The sequence below is a fragment of the Paraburkholderia sp. 32 genome (genome assembly GCF_050435345.1).
Classification (GTDB): domain Bacteria; phylum Pseudomonadota; class Gammaproteobacteria; order Burkholderiales; family Burkholderiaceae; genus Paraburkholderia; species Paraburkholderia tuberum.
In genome coordinates, this window is sequence record NZ_JBNDKD010000002.1 from 634,016 (window position 1) to 650,273 (window position 16,258).

Annotated in this window: 13 protein-coding genes and 2 pseudogenes; 13 read left to right on the forward strand and 2 right to left on the reverse strand. The window is 63.3% G+C overall.

The window, feature by feature from the left end:
• Nucleotides 1–1,266 carry an IS256 family transposase gene (locus OKW26_RS18280; protein WP_429352297.1) on the reverse strand — a complete coding sequence of 422 codons (1,266 nt, stop codon included), beginning with the start codon at nucleotides 1,264–1,266 and terminating at the stop codon, nucleotides 1–3.
• Nucleotides 1,267–1,384: 118 nt separating this feature from the next.
• Between OKW26_RS18280 and OKW26_RS18285 the strand changes: the two are divergent.
• A pseudogene (locus OKW26_RS18285) lies at nucleotides 1,385–1,913 on the forward strand (IS630 family transposase); the annotation flags it as partial.
• Nucleotides 1,914–1,965: 52 nt separating this feature from the next.
• On the opposite strand, the gene OKW26_RS18290 reads toward OKW26_RS18285, so the two are convergent.
• Nucleotides 1,966–3,533, reverse strand: a protein-coding gene (locus tag OKW26_RS18290; protein WP_429353101.1) for an IS3 family transposase whose coding sequence is annotated in 2 segments (ribosomal slippage) — nucleotides 1,966–3,095 and nucleotides 3,095–3,533 — 1,569 coding nt in all. Because the reading frame shifts where the segments join, the coding sequence is not laid out codon by codon here.
• Between the two features lie 328 nt (nucleotides 3,534–3,861).
• Between OKW26_RS18290 and OKW26_RS18295 the strand changes: the two genes are divergently transcribed.
• The 12 genes and pseudogenes from OKW26_RS18295 to OKW26_RS18350 all read left to right on the forward strand — a co-directional run bounded on the left by OKW26_RS18295 (nucleotide 3,862) and on the right by OKW26_RS18350 (nucleotide 16,222).
• Complete coding sequence (locus tag OKW26_RS18295) at nucleotides 3,862–5,238, forward strand: FAD-binding oxidoreductase (RefSeq protein ID WP_429354653.1); 1,377 nt, start codon at nucleotides 3,862–3,864, stop codon at nucleotides 5,236–5,238.
• Nucleotides 5,235–6,947 carry a CocE/NonD family hydrolase gene (locus OKW26_RS18300; protein WP_429354654.1) on the forward strand — a complete coding sequence of 571 codons (1,713 nt, stop codon included), beginning with the start codon at nucleotides 5,235–5,237 and terminating at the stop codon, nucleotides 6,945–6,947. Before OKW26_RS18295 ends, OKW26_RS18300 begins: the two co-directional genes overlap by 4 nt.
• A complete protein-coding gene (locus OKW26_RS18305; protein ID WP_429354655.1) occupies nucleotides 6,944–7,744 on the forward strand; it encodes a cysteine hydrolase family protein in 801 nt (266 codons plus the stop codon). The genes OKW26_RS18300 and OKW26_RS18305 overlap by 4 nt, the downstream gene beginning before the upstream one ends.
• Nucleotides 7,741–8,172, forward strand: coding sequence for a cupin domain-containing protein (locus OKW26_RS18310; protein WP_429354656.1), 432 nt, complete (start codon nucleotides 7,741–7,743; stop codon nucleotides 8,170–8,172). Before OKW26_RS18305 ends, OKW26_RS18310 begins: the two co-directional genes overlap by 4 nt.
• Nucleotides 8,169–8,351: a DUF4089 domain-containing protein gene (locus tag OKW26_RS18315; protein WP_429354657.1), complete on the forward strand. Its 183-nt coding sequence runs from the start codon at nucleotides 8,169–8,171 to the stop codon at nucleotides 8,349–8,351. The genes OKW26_RS18310 and OKW26_RS18315 overlap by 4 nt, the downstream gene beginning before the upstream one ends.
• The gene (locus OKW26_RS18320) at nucleotides 8,348–9,847 is read left to right on the forward strand and encodes an AtzE family amidohydrolase (RefSeq protein WP_429354658.1); all 1,500 of its coding nucleotides are present in this window, start codon (nucleotides 8,348–8,350) and stop codon (nucleotides 9,845–9,847) included. The genes OKW26_RS18315 and OKW26_RS18320 overlap by 4 nt, the downstream gene beginning before the upstream one ends.
• Entirely contained in the window at nucleotides 9,774–10,163 is a 390-nt protein-coding gene (hpxZ, locus tag OKW26_RS18325) for an oxalurate catabolism protein HpxZ (RefSeq protein WP_429354659.1), read from the forward strand. Before OKW26_RS18320 ends, hpxZ begins: the two co-directional genes overlap by 74 nt.
• A 45-nt stretch (nucleotides 10,164–10,208) precedes the next feature.
• Nucleotides 10,209–11,240, forward strand: a complete 1,032-nt coding sequence (locus tag OKW26_RS18330) for a Rieske 2Fe-2S domain-containing protein (protein WP_429354660.1) — start codon at nucleotides 10,209–10,211, stop codon at nucleotides 11,238–11,240.
• A pseudogene (locus OKW26_RS18335) lies at nucleotides 11,237–12,876 on the forward strand (gamma-glutamyltransferase family protein). The gene OKW26_RS18330 and the pseudogene OKW26_RS18335 overlap by 4 nt, the downstream one beginning before the upstream one ends.
• An 84-nt stretch (nucleotides 12,877–12,960) precedes the next feature.
• Nucleotides 12,961–13,632, forward strand: coding sequence for a TetR family transcriptional regulator C-terminal domain-containing protein (locus OKW26_RS18340; RefSeq protein ID WP_429354661.1), 672 nt, complete (start codon nucleotides 12,961–12,963; stop codon nucleotides 13,630–13,632).
• 406 nt (nucleotides 13,633–14,038) lie between these two features.
• The gene (locus tag OKW26_RS18345) at nucleotides 14,039–15,094 is read left to right on the forward strand and encodes a porin (protein WP_429355253.1); all 1,056 of its coding nucleotides are present in this window, start codon (nucleotides 14,039–14,041) and stop codon (nucleotides 15,092–15,094) included.
• Nucleotides 15,095–15,241: 147 nt separating this feature from the next.
• On the forward strand, nucleotides 15,242–16,222 hold the full coding sequence (locus tag OKW26_RS18350) for an ABC transporter substrate-binding protein (RefSeq protein ID WP_429354662.1): 981 nt from the start codon (nucleotides 15,242–15,244) through the stop codon (nucleotides 16,220–16,222).
• Nucleotides 16,223–16,258: the final 36 nt, after the last annotated feature.

Here is a 16,258-nt window from a genome sequence, read left to right on the forward strand (position 1 = left end):
TCAGGCGGCGAGTTTCTGCTGAACCGGTTGATCGCCTTGCACCGGTTCGCCGTCCCTGAAGGCAATGCCCTCCAGCAACAGCTTGATCTGCTCAGGGCCGTTGATACGGCGCCAGGTTTTCTCGGCTTCCTCGATCAGCTTGAATGCCAGACCGAGGAAGGTTGGTCGCGACACGCAGTTGCGGGTGCGAGTCGTCCGGTGGCGCACGGTCGCGAATGTCGACTCAATCGCATTCGTCGTGCGCAAATGCTGCCAGTGCTCGGCGGGGAAGTCGTAAAACGCCAGCAGGCTCTCCCGGTCCTTCTTCAGCGTTTCGGTTGCCTTCGGATATTTCGCGGCGTAGACCGTCACGAAACGATCGAACGCGGCGTACGCGTCGGCGCGCGTCGCCGCCATCCAGATCGCCTGCAGGTCGGCCTTCGCGCGCCCCTGTTGCGACTTCGGCAGCGCGTTGAGCACGTTGCCCATCTTGTGAAACCAGCAGCGCTGGCCGCGCGTTGCAGGAAACACTTCCTCCAGTGCGGCCCAGAAGCCCATTGCGCCATCACCGACGGCCAGCAGCGGACCACCCTGCAAGCCTCGCGATTTCAGATCGAGCAGCAGTTCCTGCCAGGACGCCTTCGACTCCCGATACCCGTCGCCGATTGCCACACGCTCCTTGCGCCCATCCGGCCTCACGCCGATGATCACCAGCAGGCATTGACCATCCGAGTTCTCGCTGCGCAGGCCGGTATGAATGCCGTCGACCCACCAGTACACGTAGCGCGAGTTCGACAGATCACGCCGGCTCCAGCTGGCGTGCTCATCGCCCCATTGCGCCTTCAGGCGACTTACCACGTTCGCCGACAACCCCTTGGCGTCCTCGCCCAGCAGCACGCCCAGCGCTTCGCTCATATCGCCCGTCGAAATGCCCTTCAGATACAGCCACGGCAGCGCCGCACTCACGCGCGGCGACTTCCGCACATACGGCGGCACAATCGATGAATTGAACTTCACACCTGATCCTGATCGATCGCGAACCTTCGGCACCTTCACCGCAATGGGGCCGGCCGCCGTCAGCACCTCGCGCTCCGGCAGATAGCCATTGCGCACCACGGCACGCTGTCCGTGCAGGGTTTTAACGTTCTCGAACCGCTCCAGCAGCGCCGACAGCTCTGCTTCGATTGCCTGCTGGATCACCTGCCGCGCGCCCTGGCGCACCAGATCGTCCAAGCCCAGACCGACTTCCGATAGACCGACGACTTCTTTTTCCGTAAACTTGCTCATGGTGGATGGTTTGTTGTTTGCTGGTTTCCGACTTCGACAATCAGATTCTCAGCTGAAACCTCCACCGCCTTCAATCTCCCGCCTCAAATCCCCCATACACCAGATTCGAGCTTAGCTCGCGCTCGAACGCACGCAGCCCATGCTGCCGATGGGCTTCGGCTACGTCGAAGGCGTTACCCACGACTACGTTCGCCACGGCACCACGACACTGTTCGCCGCCCTGAATGTGCTCAACGGCGCACTACTTGCCACCTGCAAGCCGCGTCATCGACATCAGGAATTCCTGCCGTTTCTGCGCGAAATCGACCAAGGCTGTGCCGGCTGAACTCGACGTGCACTGCATCGTGGACAACTATGGCAGTCACAAGCATTCCAAGGTCAAGGCGTGGCTGGCAGCAAAGCCGCGCTGGCACATGCATTTCATTCCTACCTACAGTTCATGGCTTAACCAGGTCGAACGCTTCTTTGCGCTGATCACCGACAAGGCCATCCGCAGGGGCTCGTTTGGCTCGGACAAACAACTAGTCACGCGTATCGATCAGTTCGTTTCCCACTACAACGCAAACTGCAAATCATTCATGTGGACCGCTGCCGCCGATTCAATCCTCGAAAAGCTACACAGACTTTGTTCGCGAATCAGCGGAACACTAGCCACCGCTGCCATATCTCCGGCGCGCGTCAAGCAAGTTGTCGCCTCACTCATGCAGCCAGAGGCTGTTTATTTGCGCTGATCGACGCCATCTCGACGACTGAGTCGCGTTCGGGGTTAAGCGTCACGGCACCAACCGGTGTCCAGTTGCGCGTGTGGCGCGACCAGCGGGCCGGATTGCGCTCGCGGGCCCTCTCGTACAGTGCATGCCGAGCGGCGAGAAGCGCACGATCGTCACCGGCGTGACGCTGCGCAGGCGTCACGTAGCGGATGCCACTATGACGATGCTCGAAGTTGTACCACTGCACGAAGCCGGCAGCCCAGGTGCGAGCAGCGTTCAGGTCCTCGAAGCCTGTGACCGGAAACTCCGGCCGGTACTTCGCGGTTCGGAACAGCGCCTCGGCATAGGCGTTGTCGTCGCTGACCCGGGGGCGCGAGTACGACGGCTTGATGCCCAGCCAGTGCAGCATCGCCAGCACGGTAGTGGCCTTCAGCGTCGCCCCGTTATCGCCGTGCAGCACCGGCCGGGCCTCAAGGGCGGCAATGCCTTCGGAGAGCGCCGTACGACGTACGAGATGAGCAGCGTGTTCGGCCGCGTCGCTGTCGTGCACCTCCCAGCCGACAATCTTGCGGCTGTACAGGTCCAGAATCAGGTACAGGTGGAACCATCGCCCTGTGACCGTTGCCGGCAAATAGGTCATGTCCCAGCACCACACCTGGCGCGGCGCGGTTGCAACGTGCGTGGTCGGCGGCCGGCCGCTCGAAGGAGTTCTGGCACGGCCACGGCGCCTCATCTGCCCATGCTCGCGCAGCACGCGTGCAAAGGTCGATTCGCTGGCGATATACACGCCTTCGTCAGCCAGCATCGGCACGATGCGCGCCGGTGGCATGTCGGCAAAGCGCGGCTCGCTGGCTACGCGCAGCACGTTTTCCCGCTCCTGCGGGCTCAAGGTGTGCGCGGGCAGCAGGCGCATCGCGCCGGGCCTGGCGTCGCCAGTGACGAGCCCTTGATTGGCCCTCCAGCGCTGCAGGGTACGCACGTCGATTCCGGCCACCTCGCAGGCCAGGCGCAACCGTGCGCCAGCCAGTCTTGCCGAATCGATTTCCCGGGCCAGGAACTGGCGATCTTCGAGGCCGATCATTCGTCCTCGCCCTTGTCCGTGTTGAAGATCGCCCCGAGTTTTTTTGAAAGAACCAGCAATGCGGCTGCCTCGGCCAGTGCTTTCTCCTTGCGCCGCAGTTCGCGTTCCAGTTCCTTGATGCGACGCTGGTCCTGCTTCGTCTGCTGTGGACTCGCACGGGCCTCTTCGGGCTCGGCCAGCGCCTGCGTGGCCGCTTGCCGCCACTGCGCCAGTTCCTGCGGATACACGCCATGCTCGCGGCACCACGCATTGCGGGCCGTCTCGTCCATCGCTGCCGTGCTCAACACCGCTTCGAAACGCGCGGCCGCTGTCCATGCCCGCTCGCGAGCGGGCCTGGACAGCGCATCACTGCGCCAGCGCTCCAGCGTCTGCGCGCCCACACCGATCTCTCGCGCAACCTCTTCCACTGATGCGCTCTCCGGCGGCAGCAACCGCGCCACTGCTCTGTCCTTGAATGTCTTTCCGTAACGCGCCAACTTGTTCTCTCTTTATCGCCCCCAGATTCCAATTTTATCCAGGCGACAACCATTGTGACGCGGGGGGTCTCGGCCCGGAACCTGTCCGCTAGTGAATGGCGGATATTGGCAACTCTGCCCCTCTAATGACGCAAAAAGTGTTGTTGGCGGTGCATTGATCTTCGTCATTCGCACGAATTTGGGGATTCAATCCAGTTGTAAGCCCGATTTTTCAATGGCATCGTTCTTGCTTATAGATCTATCAGATAGTTATATCAGATACCGGAGAGCCTCTTGTGTGCTCGCCTCTCATCAACGGCTTTGCCTCACTGCAAGCAGGTACTTCGACATGACGTTCAACGCTGCCAGCGTCGCTGAACAATGCGTACGGCTTCCGCAAGATCTTCCTGACCTGGAATGGATCACGGATGACGTCCGCGTCAACCGCCTCTCCTCCGATTTTTCGTGGTTCAGCCCGGTCCTGCGACGGGAACTCGCGGGAAAACGCGCCAATATCGCGGTCAAACCGCGCAGTCACGAGGAACTCAGCCGGGTCGTCTCCCGCTGCGCCCGCGCCGGGATTCCGCTTACCATCCGCGGCGCCGGCACTGGCAACTACGGCCAGTCGACGCCGCTGCACGGCGGCGTCGTGGTCGACATGAGCGCGCTGAATCAGTCGCTCTGGTTTCGCGACGGCATCGGCCGGGCGCAGACCGGCATCCGCCTGGCCGACTTCGATGCGCTCGCCCATGACAACGGCGCCGAGCTCCGCTGGCTGCCGTCGACCTTTCGCAGCGCCACTCTCGGGGGCCTGTTCGGCGGCGGCTTCGGCGGCGCCGGCTCGATCAATTACGGCCCGGTCGCGGCGATAGGTAACGTCCTCGGCGCGCGCGTGCTGACCGTCGAACCTGAGCCGCAGGCGCTGGAACTGCGCGGCGCCGAAGCCATGCTGCTGCACCATGCCTACGGCACCAACGGCATTGTCACCGAGCTGGAAATTGCGCTGGCCCCGGCTCAGGCATGGCTCGAATGCATTACGACGTTCGATTCATTCGCTGCGGGGCTGAGCTTCGCGGACGCGCTCGCGCGCGCGCCGGGGCTCGTCAAAAAAGAGGTGTGCTTTCTCGCCGACCCGGTGCCGGGCTATCTGCAACCGCTCGCTGAATATCTGCCGCGCGGCTGCCATGCGGTGCTGTTTCTCCTCAGCGAAGCGTCCGAACCCGGCATGCTCGCGCTGGCCAAGGAAGCGGGCGGCACGGTGACGTACCGCCGCACGTCGGAGGAAGTCCGCGCCACCAAGAAGACTTTGATCGAATATTGCTGGAACCATACGACGCTCAATGCGCTGAAGTGCGACAAATCGCTCACGTATATCCAGAGCAATTTCGATCCCGGCGAGTACATCCAGCAGGCCACGACCTTGCAGGAAAGCCTGTCGGACGAAGTCTTCATGCATCTCGAGTTCCTGCGCAATGCCGCGGGGGCGCTCACCTGCAGCGGGCTGCAGATCGTCAAGTACTCGACCGAGGAGCGCCTGAACGAAATCATGCAAATTCACCGCGACCATGGCGTACGCATCAACAACCCCCATGCGTTTGTTGTGGAAGACGGCAAACAAGGCCAAGTCAATGCCGCCGCCGTGCGGATGAAGGAGCGCCTGGATCCGATGGGCTTGCTCAATCCGGGCAAGCTGCGGGGCTGGGATCAACGAACCGTCCTCGCATGATCGATTCGCAAACGCTTAGCCCGGAGAATCCGATGCTTCCCGTGAAGCCAGTAGAAAGCACTTTCATGGTCACCAGTGACGGCGTGAGACTCGATGCTGACATCTATAGACCAGACGATGAGGAATCCTATCCGGTCCTACTGATGAGGCAGGCCTACGGCAGGCGCATCGCCTGTACCATCTGTTATGCCCACCCGGCCTGGTATGCTGCCCACGGCTACGTGGTGGTGGTCCAGGATATCCGTGGACGCGGCACGTCTGAGGGCGAGTTCCGCGTCTGCGAAGACGACGTCAGGGACGGCGCGGAAACGATCGAGTGGGCCTCCAGACTCCCGGGCACGACGGGTCTGGTTGGCATGTACGGTTTTTCCTACCAGGGATACAACCAGCTCCTTGCCGCGAGCGCCACGGGCACGGCCCTGCGTGCGATCGCTCCGGCCATGACGCCGTGGGATGCCCGCGAAGGCTGGAGCTACGTGAACGGCGCCTTGCGGCTCCAGAGCACGTTGAACTGGGCGACCCAGCTTGGCGCGGAAAGCGCGCGCCGCGACGGCGAGGTGATCGCTTACGCGGAATTGCTGTCGGCCGCGAAAGCCCTGCCGTTCTACGAACCGGTCCCGGCCCGCCCCGCGTTCATCGAAAGAAACCGCGAGTGGACGCACTATCACAAATGGGTCGATACGCCGGCCAGCGACGATTACTGGCAGCGCATTTCGGCGGCATCGTTACGCGCGGATATCGTGGACAGAGACGTTCCGATGTTGTTTATCGCCGGCTGGTACGACACGTTCCTGGAACCCACGCTCGCCGCGTACCGCGAGATCAGCCGGTTTCAAAGCAATGCGAAGCTGGTGGTCGGCCCCTGGGCCCACTTCCCATGGACACGCAAGGTCGGTTCGCTCGATCTCGGCCCTGCCGCGGACGGCGGCATGGACGAGTTGCATATCCGCTGGTTCGATCACTGGCTCAAAGGAACGGCCAACGGCATCATGGACGAGCCGCCCGTCAGCCTGTTCGACCTCGGCCTCAAGGATTGGCGTGACTATCCGGCGTGGCCGGCAGAGCAGACGCAATTCCAGCTACAGGCCGGCGGTAATGCGGCGCTCGATCAAACGAGCGGCCGACTCACTCCCGAGACGGAACCGGCTCCGAGCGCCCACACCGAATTCATCGTTCACGACCCGTGGCGCCCCGCTCCATCCTTCGGGGGCGCGTTCGGCACGCCGGTGGGCCCATGGGACCGCAGCAATATCGACGCGCGGGCCGACGTGATCACGTTTACCACCGCCGCGCAAACGGCCCCGCTGACGTTGGCGGGGAGCGTCGTGGCCAGGCTCTGCCTGTCCAGCGACAGGCCGTCCTTCGACGTTTCCTGCGTGCTCTCGAGAGTCAGTGCGGCCGGCAGCATTATCCAACTGACGGACGGCTACCGTTGCCTCGCGCCCGGCGAAGCAGCGAGTGCGCTGGACGTCCCCATGCAGGGCATCTGCGTCACACTGCAGCCCGGAGAGGCGCTGCGCCTGTCGATTGCGGGCGCCGCCTTTCCCGCCTACCCGGTCAATCCGGGCACGGCCGAAGACCCCACGCGGGCCACCGCGGTCAGCGCGCAGATCACGACCATTGGCATCGAGATCGGCGCCGAGTCCTCGCTGCTGATCGGCACGGCGCAACCAGAGGAAGGTATCCCGGCAACCGAGGCGATCTCATGAAGGAATCTTCCATGTGCCCCGATCAGCACCATGCATCCCGTCCGCTCGGCTCGTCCGCGCGGAACCGATGGCAGGTATCGAAGCAGTCTGTCGATATGGTCCGCGCGCCGTTCGCCGCGAGACCGCTCCCGGTCGACGCGCAACCGCAGCACGTCACGCTCGATCTGAACCGCACGGCTCTGATCGTCATCGACATGCAGAACGACTTCTGCCACGAGCAGGGATGGCTTGCCTCGATCGGCGTCGATATCGCCCCGGCGCGCACGCCGATCGAGCCGCTGAAGGCACTGCTCCCTCCATTGCGGAATGCCGGCGTGCCCGTCGTCTGGCTGAACTGGGGCAATCGTCCCGACCTGCTCAATCTCAGCCCCTCGCTGCTCCATGTCTACAAGCCGCATGGCGACGGGATCGGCCTCGGCGACCGTCTGTCGGGCGAAACCGGCAACGTGCTCGAGGCTTCGTCGTGGAACGCCGCCGTGGTCGATGAACTGAAGACGGCGCCGAACGACATCATGGTCGACAAGTACCGGATGAGCGGCTTCTGGGACACGCCGCTTGACTCGATCCTGCACAACCTGCAGGTCACGACCTTGCTGTTCGCCGGCGTCAATGCGGACCAGTGCGTCATGTGCACGCTGCAGGACGCGAACTTCGCGGGATACGACTGCATTCTGCTCGAAGACTGCGTGGCGACGACGTCTCCATCGTATTGCATGGAGGCGGTTCTCTACAACGTCAAACAATGTTTCGGCTTTGTTGTCCATTCCGAACGTCTCACCACGGAGCTTGAGAAATGATCTCTCTGCCAGCGGTCAAGAAGACCACCGGCGATTGTCCGGCCTTCCGGATCTCGCCGTCCGACACCAACTATTTCGCCCTGGTTTTCGATCAGACCGCGGAAAACTGCGACTTCGTGGCCGTCGTCGAGATATTCCAGCCAGGCGGGAAGACGCCGCCCAACGTGCACCAGGTCGCTCACGAGATGTTCTTCGTGCTCGAGGGTAGCGGCAAGGCCTATGTGGATGGCCGGGTCACTTCCTTGAAGAAGGGCGATGCATTGCTGGTCCGCCCCGGCTCGACGCATGAAGTCGAAAACACCGGCCCCGGCAAGCTGTACTGCCTGACCGTCATGACGCCGGACGAGCAATTTGCCGCGCTGATCCGCGCCGGACAGCCAGTCGAGATCAACGACGACGACCGCCGAGTGCTTGGAGGCCTTGGATGACCAGCGACGAAATCAACTCTTACGTCGACAGCGCACTGCGCCTGCAAGGCTATGCCGTCGATGCAACGGTGACGGCCAATGTCCGGCGCGAGTTCGCGCGCGTCTGCGAAATAGCCGCTGTGTTCACGGAGCACGTGCTGCCCGTCGAAATCGAATCCCCCGCCATCTTTACGCCATGACCACTCGTTCCTCAAATTCCGCCAGTCAGCCTCCGGCGACGGTGTCTGCCCGCGTCGAGCAGACCCTCGCGGACATTGCCGCGCGCAACCCTCTGTATAACGCGTTCACTTGCGTGACTGCAGATCGGGCCCGCCGGGAGGCCGCCGAGATCGATCGCCGGATAGCGGCCGGAGAAGCGCCCGGTGCGCTTACGGGCATGACCTTCGGCGTCAAGAATCTCTTCGACGTCGCAGGCATCACGACGCTTGCAGGCGGGAAGGTCAACCGTACGAACCCGCCGGCCACGCGGGACGCGCCGCTGATCGAGCGGCTCACCCAGGCAGGCGCGGTGCTCGTCGGCACGCTGAACATGGACGAGCACGCCTATGGCTTCACGACCGAAAACACCCACTTCGGCGCGTGCGTCAATCCTCACGATCCGTCCCGTCTGGCGGGCGGCTCGTCGGGCGGCAGCGCCGCCGCGGTGGCGAGCGGGCTCGTGCCGCTGGCGCTCGGGTCCGATACCAACGGCTCGATCCGTGTCCCATCCTCGCTGTGCGGCGTATTCGGACTGAAGCCGACCTTCGGCCGGCTGCCGAGAGGCGGCACGTTTCCGTTCGTCAACAGCCTGGACCATCTCGGCCCGATCGCGCGCGACGTCGCCGATCTCACCAAGGCCTACGATGTCATGCAAGGCCCGGACACCGACGATGTCGCCTGTGCGCAACGGCCGGTCGAGGCCGCTGCCGGCAAGTTATCGCAGGTCGTGCCGGGTACGCGCATCGCGATACTCGGCGGCTACTTCGAAGCCTGGGCCGATCCGACCGCGCGCGCCGCAGTGCAAGCCGCCGCGGCGGGACTCGGCGCCACAGACGTCGTCGAGCTCCCGGGCGCCGAGCGCGCTCGCGCGGCGGCCTTCATCATCACCGCGGCCGAAGGCGGCGCGCTGCACCGGGCCCGGCTCCAGTCGCACTACGATGAATACGAACCGCTGAACCGCGACCGTCTGGTGGCCGGCAGCCTGATTCCGGCTTCCTGGGTCGTTCAGGCGCATCGGATCCGGCAGCAATTCCGCCTGGAGATGGCGCGGCTGTTCGAGCAATACGATCTCGTTCTCGCCGCCGCGACGCCAGTCGTCGCGCCACGGCCGAGCGATTGCCCTGATCGGGATCAATGGCCGGCAAGTTCCCGCCAGGGCAGCACTGGGCATCCTCACCCAGCCGATCTCCTTCGCCGGCCTGCCGACCTGCGTCGTACCGCTATGGCCGAGCGGCCAGGCCGGCGATGCGCTGCCGATCGGCGTGCAGCTGATCGCGGCGCCGTGGCGCGAGACAGATTGCCTCGCCGCGGCCAGCCACCTCGAATCCCTGGGCATTGCGCGATGCCAGCCGCATTGACGCTCACGCAACCCTTCCATTTCACATTTGACGATGAGATCGGCCATGACTTTCAAGGGTGTGGAAATCAACCTGCCGGAACCGCTGGCAGAAGTCGAACGGGCTTTCGACCGTTATGAAACGGCCCTGGTCACCAACGACATTGCCGTGCTGGACGAGCTGTTTCATATCAGCACGCATACGCTCCGCTACGGCGCAGGGGAACAGCACTACGGCTACGAAGCCATCGCCGCGTTTCGCGCGAGCCGTCCGGCCATCAACCTCGGACGCACGGTGACGCGCCGCGTGGTCACGACCTATGGACGCGATTTCGCGACCACCAATATCGAATACAGCCGGCCGGCCCACCCGGGCATTGGCCGCCAGAGCCAGAGCTGGGTGCGGTTTCCCGAAGGGTGGCGCATCGTGGCAGCCCACGTCAGCAATATCGGCTAATCGCGCCGCTCAGCGATCACCCTCAAGGTTTGCAAGGAATTGAACATGACATTTCTTAGGAATGCATGGTATGCGGCGGCCTGGTCCACCGAAGTCAGCCGCGAGCTTTTCTCGCGGACGATCCTCGGCGAGCCCGTCGTCATGTACCGTAAGGAAGACGGTACCCCAGTCGCGCTGGCTGACCGTTGTCCGCACCGCTTCGTGCCGCTTCACTTCGGCAGGCTCACGGGCGACACGCTCGAATGTGGCTACCACGGCCTGTGCTTCGAAGCCGACGGAACCTGCTCAAAAAACCCGCACGGCAACGGCGCCATCCCTAAACTAGCGCAGGTCAACCGCTACGCGCTCGCCGAACGCGACGGCATCGTATGGATCTGGATGGGCGATCCGGCGCTCGCCGACGCGTCCTCGATACGCGACTTCAGCCAGTTCGGCGACAGCTGCCGCTTTGCCAGCGTGCAGGGTTACCTCTACGTCGAGGCGAACTACCAGTTGATCAGCGACAACCTGCTCGACCTGACGCACGGGCAATATCTGCATCCGCTGTTTGCGAACCCCGCAGGCCCCGCCGCGATGGAACCCGATGATTCGCAGGACGACGGCACCATTTGGGCGAAGTTCATTCGGCGCGGCCAATATCCGAACAAATACTTCCAGATGCTCGGCTATCCAGCGGACTGCCTTGGCGACCATCGCAATTACATGCGCTGGAACGCGCCGGGCAGTCTGCTGCTGGACGTCGGCATGACCGGCGTGGACCGACCCCATCACGAAGGCATCTCCATTCCGACCGCGCACCTGCTGACGCCGGAGACCGAGTTCACGACCCACTATTTCTGGGGTATGGCACGCGACTTCAGGTTCGACGACGAAGCACTGGGCGCGCAATTGCTGAAGACCGGCGTGGACATCTTCAATAACGAGGACAAGCCGGTCATCGAGGCGCAGCAGAAGGCCATGGGGCCGACCTCAGATCTGCTAGGCCAACGTCCGGCCCTGTTGTCGACCGATGGGCCCTCCGTTCGTGCGCGGCGGATCCTGGCCGAACTGATCGACAAGGAAAGTCGCTCGTCATGAACGCCTTCGACTGGAAGAACCCCTATCCGACCGTTCGCACGCCCGTGTTCGCGCGCAACGTGGTGTCGACCTCGCATCCGCTCGCCTCGCAAGCCGGCCTGCGGATGCTCTGGAAAGGCGGCAACGCGGTCGACGCCGCGATTGCCGCGGCCGCCGTCATCACGCTGGTCGAGCCGGTCTCATGCGGCCTCGGCGGCGACGCGTTCGCGCTCGTCTGGGACGGCGCCAGGCTGCATGGCCTGAACGCGTCGGGCACCGCGCCGGCCGCCTGGAGCGTGGACTACTTCCGCCGGCGCTACGGCGAACAAGGCACTGCATCACCGTTCAGCCGGTGCGCGGCTGGGATACCGTGACGGTGCCGGGCGTGATTGCCGGCTGGGAAGCGCTGCACCTCAAGTTCGGCAAGGTGCCGTTGGCGGATCTGCTGGAACCGGCCATCGAGATCGCCGAACGCGGCTATGCGCTCGCGTCGATCGTCGCCCGCAAATGGGCCGCCGCGATTCCGGACCTGAAGAACCAACCAGGTTTCGCCGAGACGTTCATGCCGCACGGCCGCGCGCCGGAGATCAGCGAACTCGTGCGTCTGCCGGGGCATGCGAAGGCGCTGCGCCTTCTCGCTGAACAAGGGCCGCGCGCCTATTACGAGGGCGAGATCGCCGAGCGCATTGCGGCCTTCGCACGCGAGGGCGGCGGCACAATGACCACCGACGATCTGCGCAACTACCGCGCCGACTGGGTTGAGCCGATCGGCAAGGACTATCGCGGCTACACCGTGCACGAGATTCCACCGAACGGCCAGGGCATCGCGGCGCTGATCGCGCTCGGGATACTCGAGCACTTCGACCTCGGCGCTCTGCCGGTCGACAGCCTGCAGTCGCAGCATCTGCAGATCGAGGCGATGAAACTTGCGTTTGCCGACGTCTACCGTTATGTGGCGGACCCTCGCGCGACGGACATCACGCCGGAACAGATGCTCGACCCGGCCTATCTGAAAACGCGCGCCAACTTGATCGATCCGCAGCGCGCGACGCATTTCGACTTCGGCATGCCGAAGTCGGGCGGCACGATCTACCTGTCCGCCGCCGATGAAAGCGGCATGATGATCAGCTTTATCCAGTGGAACTTCATGGGCTTCGGCTCAGGCGTCGTGGTGCCCGACTACGGCATCGCGCTGCAGAATCGCGGCAACGGCTTCTCGATGGACCCGCAATCGCCCAACGTCGTCGCGGGCGGCGAGCGGCCGTTCCATACGATCATCCCGGCGTTCCTCACGCAGCAGGTCGACGGCCGGACCGAGCCGGTGATGGGCTTCGGCGTAATGGGCGGCGACATGCAGCCGCAAGACCATCTGCAGACCGTCGTGCGGATGCTCGACTACGTCCAGCAGCCGCAGGCCGCCTGCGACGCCCCGCGCTGGAAAGTGAACTCCGACTTCACGCTCGACCTCGAAGGCACCTTCGATCCGGTCTGCGGGAATGCGCTGGCCGCGCACGGGCACACCATCAAGTCGATCGACGATCCGTATATGGATTTCGGCTCCGGCCAGTTCGTCTGGCGTCTTGATCGCAACGAGTTAGAACGTGGCTACGTCGCGGCCAGCGACAGCCGGCGCGACGGCCTGGCGGCCGGGTTCTGACGATAACGGGTTTCTCGCCTGGCCGGCACGACGCACGCGTGCGCTGGCGGTACACTTCCACGTTGATTTCCTACGACGAACGCGATGAAGACCACACAGGCGAGCACAACCCCATCACCCGGCCCGAAAGTGAAGACAAAAAAGCCGAAGCCGACCCAGCGCAATGCGCTGGAGCGGATCTGGGAAGCCGCCATCGCGGAGTTCAGCGCCCATGGTCTCAAGGGCACCTCCACGAGCAGCATCGCGAAGCGGGCCGGTCTCACCCAGCCGCAACTCTATTACTACATCGCCAGCAAGGAAGATCTGTACGAGGATCTGCTGCGGACCGTGCTCGAGGAGTGGGCCGTGCTGTTCGTCTTCGACGAATCGCTGCACGACCCCGCGGCGGTGCTGTCCCGCTACATCAGAAAGAAGCTCGAGTATGCATTCGAGAAACCGGAACTGTCGCGCATCTATACACGCGAGATGCTGAGCGGCAGTGACCTGCTCGACAAGCACTGGCCGAAGGCCTCCCAATCCGCGAGCACCAAGGTGAAGCTGATGGAAGGCTGGATGGACCAGGGCCTGATCCGCCGGATGGATGCGCGGCTGTTGCTGATGAATATCTGGGCCGTGACCCAGCATTACGCCGATGCTGATATCCAGGTGCGCGCGATGTTCAAGGGACTCGGCGGTCCGGGCTACGACCAGGAACACATCATCAACGAGGTCACAAGCCTGTTCCTCGGTGCTTGCGGTTTGACAGCCACTCCGTAATTTTCATCGCTGCGCGCCGTTATGGCGCGCCTCCCCCGCGGTAGCCCAGGCGCCCGTCATCCCTCTTCATCCCCGCTGCTGCTGCACTCCCGTGAATTGAATCGTGCGTAACGCATCAAGGTTGTGCGGCTCTCGCGAATTTGGTGCGGTTTTTCCTCGCCGCATTCTTGCCTCGCCGACATCACGCCCCGGCGATCGGCTGGGCGCTCCATCCATCAAGGCTCCTGCCGAGTCGACACTACCGACATCGGCTTGGCATGGATCATGCATTAATCCCGATAGATGTATCTGATAGATCTATAAATTTCGGGACCGCTCCGGCATTGCAGGATGCCCGGTCCGTTACTCGGCGGGAATGAACGGTATGTCTCCAAAGAAAGCAATCGTATTTGGCGTGGCCAGCTTGATGGGAGCTTCAATCGCGCACGCGCAGTCGTCCGTGACGCTGTTCGGTCACTTTGACAATTCCCTGGCCTATGTCCAGGGCGGACCGGGCAAGTCGACGTTCGAGATGGCCGACGGGAATCACATCGGCTCGGGATTCGGCCTGCGCGGCGTCGAGGATATCGGTGGCGGAACAAAAGCTATTTTCCAGATCGAAAACGGCTTTTCCACACCAAACGGCGCGTTTGCCGCCTCGGGGTCCACCGCGCGCATGTTCGGACGCCAGGCCTGGCTCGGCTTTACCAACGACCGCTTCGGCACGCTGACGTTCGGCCGCCAGTACGACTTCATGCTCAGCGGCATGTGCAGGTATGCGAGCGGCTGTCTGCTTGGTGCGCCGTTCGACCGCGCCGCGACCACCACGGCCACCATCTCCACGCTGCTCGGCGGCAACGGCAGCAATGCCGACCTGGACCGTCTCGGTGGCGCACGCGTAGACAACGCCGTCAAATACACGAGCTCCAACTTCAATGGCGTGGGCCTGTCGTTCGGCTCGATGTACGGTCTCGGCGGCACTGCCGGTAGTCTGACCAACGGCTCTACCTACAGCGTATATACCGGTTATGCCGGCGGCCCGATCAGCCTGGGCCTGACGTACACGAACAAGCAGGACCAGACCTCCGACTCGCACTACACGGTCCTGGGGCTCGGCGGCTCGTATACGTACCGTCAATTCGTGTTCGATATGCTGTTGACGCAGGACCGGTGGACGGCCCATCAGGACGTCGTCAACGGCATTGACGTCAACGCGCGCTATGCCTTCAGTCCGTCCTTCACCCTTCTTTTTGCCTACACATTCAGTGATCCTAATCACGGTAGCGCCAACCGATTAATGAAGGGAAAACGCCACACGGCTGGATGCGAAGCGGACTATTTCCTGTCGAAGCGGACCGATCTCTACGCGTCGTTCGCGTACCAGAAAGCCGAGGACGGCCAGAAGGCGCAGTTCATCTATCAGACGGCCAGCTCGCTTAGCTGGGCCACCATGACCCAGATCGGCATCCGTCATCGCTTCTAGGCCGGGGGACCCGGCCGATGTTCGGGCCCATCATGCTGCCAGGGTGCTGGCACACGGGTCCGCGCTCTTCTGGACGCGGTGCATCTCTATTTTTAGAGGGTTATCGTCCCCATTCCTTCCCATCGGTTCTATCGAAAGGACGCCAGCATGAAGTCCCGGTTATCAAGAGTACTTGTCCTCTGTCTTGCCCTGGTTGCCGTCGTCAGCCCGACGCTGGCCGCAGCCCAGGCTTTGAGCGTCCGGTTTTCCTGGAAATTCAAAGGCGAATACGTCCCGTTTTTTGTGGCCCAGGAAGATCACCTCTATGCCGGGCAACATCTGGACGTCTCCCTCGGCGAAGGCGCCGGCGCGCAGGCGGTGCTCGCAGGCCTAGTGCGCGGCAACGACGACGTCGCGATCATTCCCGCACCCTTCGCCCTGACCGCCATCACGAAGGGCGCGCCGGTCAGGATAGTCGCAATTTACCAGCCCACGGCGCCTTTGGCCGTCGTATCGATGGCCGGCAAGCCTATTCGATCGCCCAAGGACATGCTCGGGAAGACGATCGGCGTCACCGTGGGAGACACGGTCGCGCAGTACCTGAACGTCTTGTGCAAAAAGAACCGGCTCGACTGCTCAAAGATCGAGACGGTCACGATGGATCCTCAGGTGCGTGCCTCGCAATTTCTGACCGGCCATGTCGATGCCCTAAGCTCGTATACCACCGTCGACGTGCCGGTGATTCAAAGCAGGCTCCCCGAGCACGGTCTAGTCGTCATGCCGCTCGCGCCTTACGGGCTGTCGCTGCCCGGCATGGCTGTGGTCGTCAAGGCGTCGGATGTGGTGGCCAGGAAGGCTGAACTGAGCAAATTCCTGCTGGCGACCAGCGAGGCCATCAAGGTGGCCAGGGCCGACCCCGGCAAAGCCACCGACATGACCCGGCTCGCATGGCCGACCAGCCCCGAGCAGAAGGTCATACGCGGGCAGATCGAGGCCACGCTGGCATCGATCCCACAGCCCGCGGCACATCAGGCCGGCTGGATCGACGAGAGCATCCTGCGCCAGACGCTCGACCTGTTGGCCTCGAGCGGAGACATCGCCGCGCCGATGCCGGTCACCGCTTATTACTCGAACAGCCTGCTCAAGTAAACGCAACAGGCGCGGTCCGAGACCGCTCCCCGGAAG

What these genes read in the sequence shown, in the direction of transcription:
- OKW26_RS18280 (WP_429352297.1), bottom strand. Translation starts at nt 1,266, where the DNA reads ATGAGCAAGTTTACGGAAAAAGAAGTCGTCGGTCTATCGGAAGTCGGT.
- OKW26_RS18320 (WP_429354658.1), top strand. Translation starts at nt 8,348, where the DNA reads ATGACCACTCGTTCCTCAAATTCCGCCAGTCAGCCTCCGGCGACGGTG.
- hpxZ (WP_429354659.1), top strand. Translation starts at nt 9,774, where the DNA reads ATGACTTTCAAGGGTGTGGAAATCAACCTGCCGGAACCGCTGGCAGAA.
- OKW26_RS18300 (WP_429354654.1), top strand. Translation starts at nt 5,235, where the DNA reads ATGATCGATTCGCAAACGCTTAGCCCGGAGAATCCGATGCTTCCCGTG.
- OKW26_RS18310 (WP_429354656.1), top strand. Translation starts at nt 7,741, where the DNA reads ATGATCTCTCTGCCAGCGGTCAAGAAGACCACCGGCGATTGTCCGGCC.
- OKW26_RS18345 (WP_429355253.1), top strand. Translation starts at nt 14,039, where the DNA reads ATGGGAGCTTCAATCGCGCACGCGCAGTCGTCCGTGACGCTGTTCGGT.
- OKW26_RS18315 (WP_429354657.1), top strand. Translation starts at nt 8,169, where the DNA reads ATGACCAGCGACGAAATCAACTCTTACGTCGACAGCGCACTGCGCCTG.
- OKW26_RS18350 (WP_429354662.1), top strand. Translation starts at nt 15,242, where the DNA reads ATGAAGTCCCGGTTATCAAGAGTACTTGTCCTCTGTCTTGCCCTGGTT.
- OKW26_RS18295 (WP_429354653.1), top strand. Translation starts at nt 3,862, where the DNA reads ATGACGTTCAACGCTGCCAGCGTCGCTGAACAATGCGTACGGCTTCCG.
- OKW26_RS18305 (WP_429354655.1), top strand. Translation starts at nt 6,944, where the DNA reads ATGAAGGAATCTTCCATGTGCCCCGATCAGCACCATGCATCCCGTCCG.
- OKW26_RS18340 (WP_429354661.1), top strand. Translation starts at nt 12,961, where the DNA reads ATGAAGACCACACAGGCGAGCACAACCCCATCACCCGGCCCGAAAGTG.
- OKW26_RS18330 (WP_429354660.1), top strand. Translation starts at nt 10,209, where the DNA reads ATGACATTTCTTAGGAATGCATGGTATGCGGCGGCCTGGTCCACCGAA.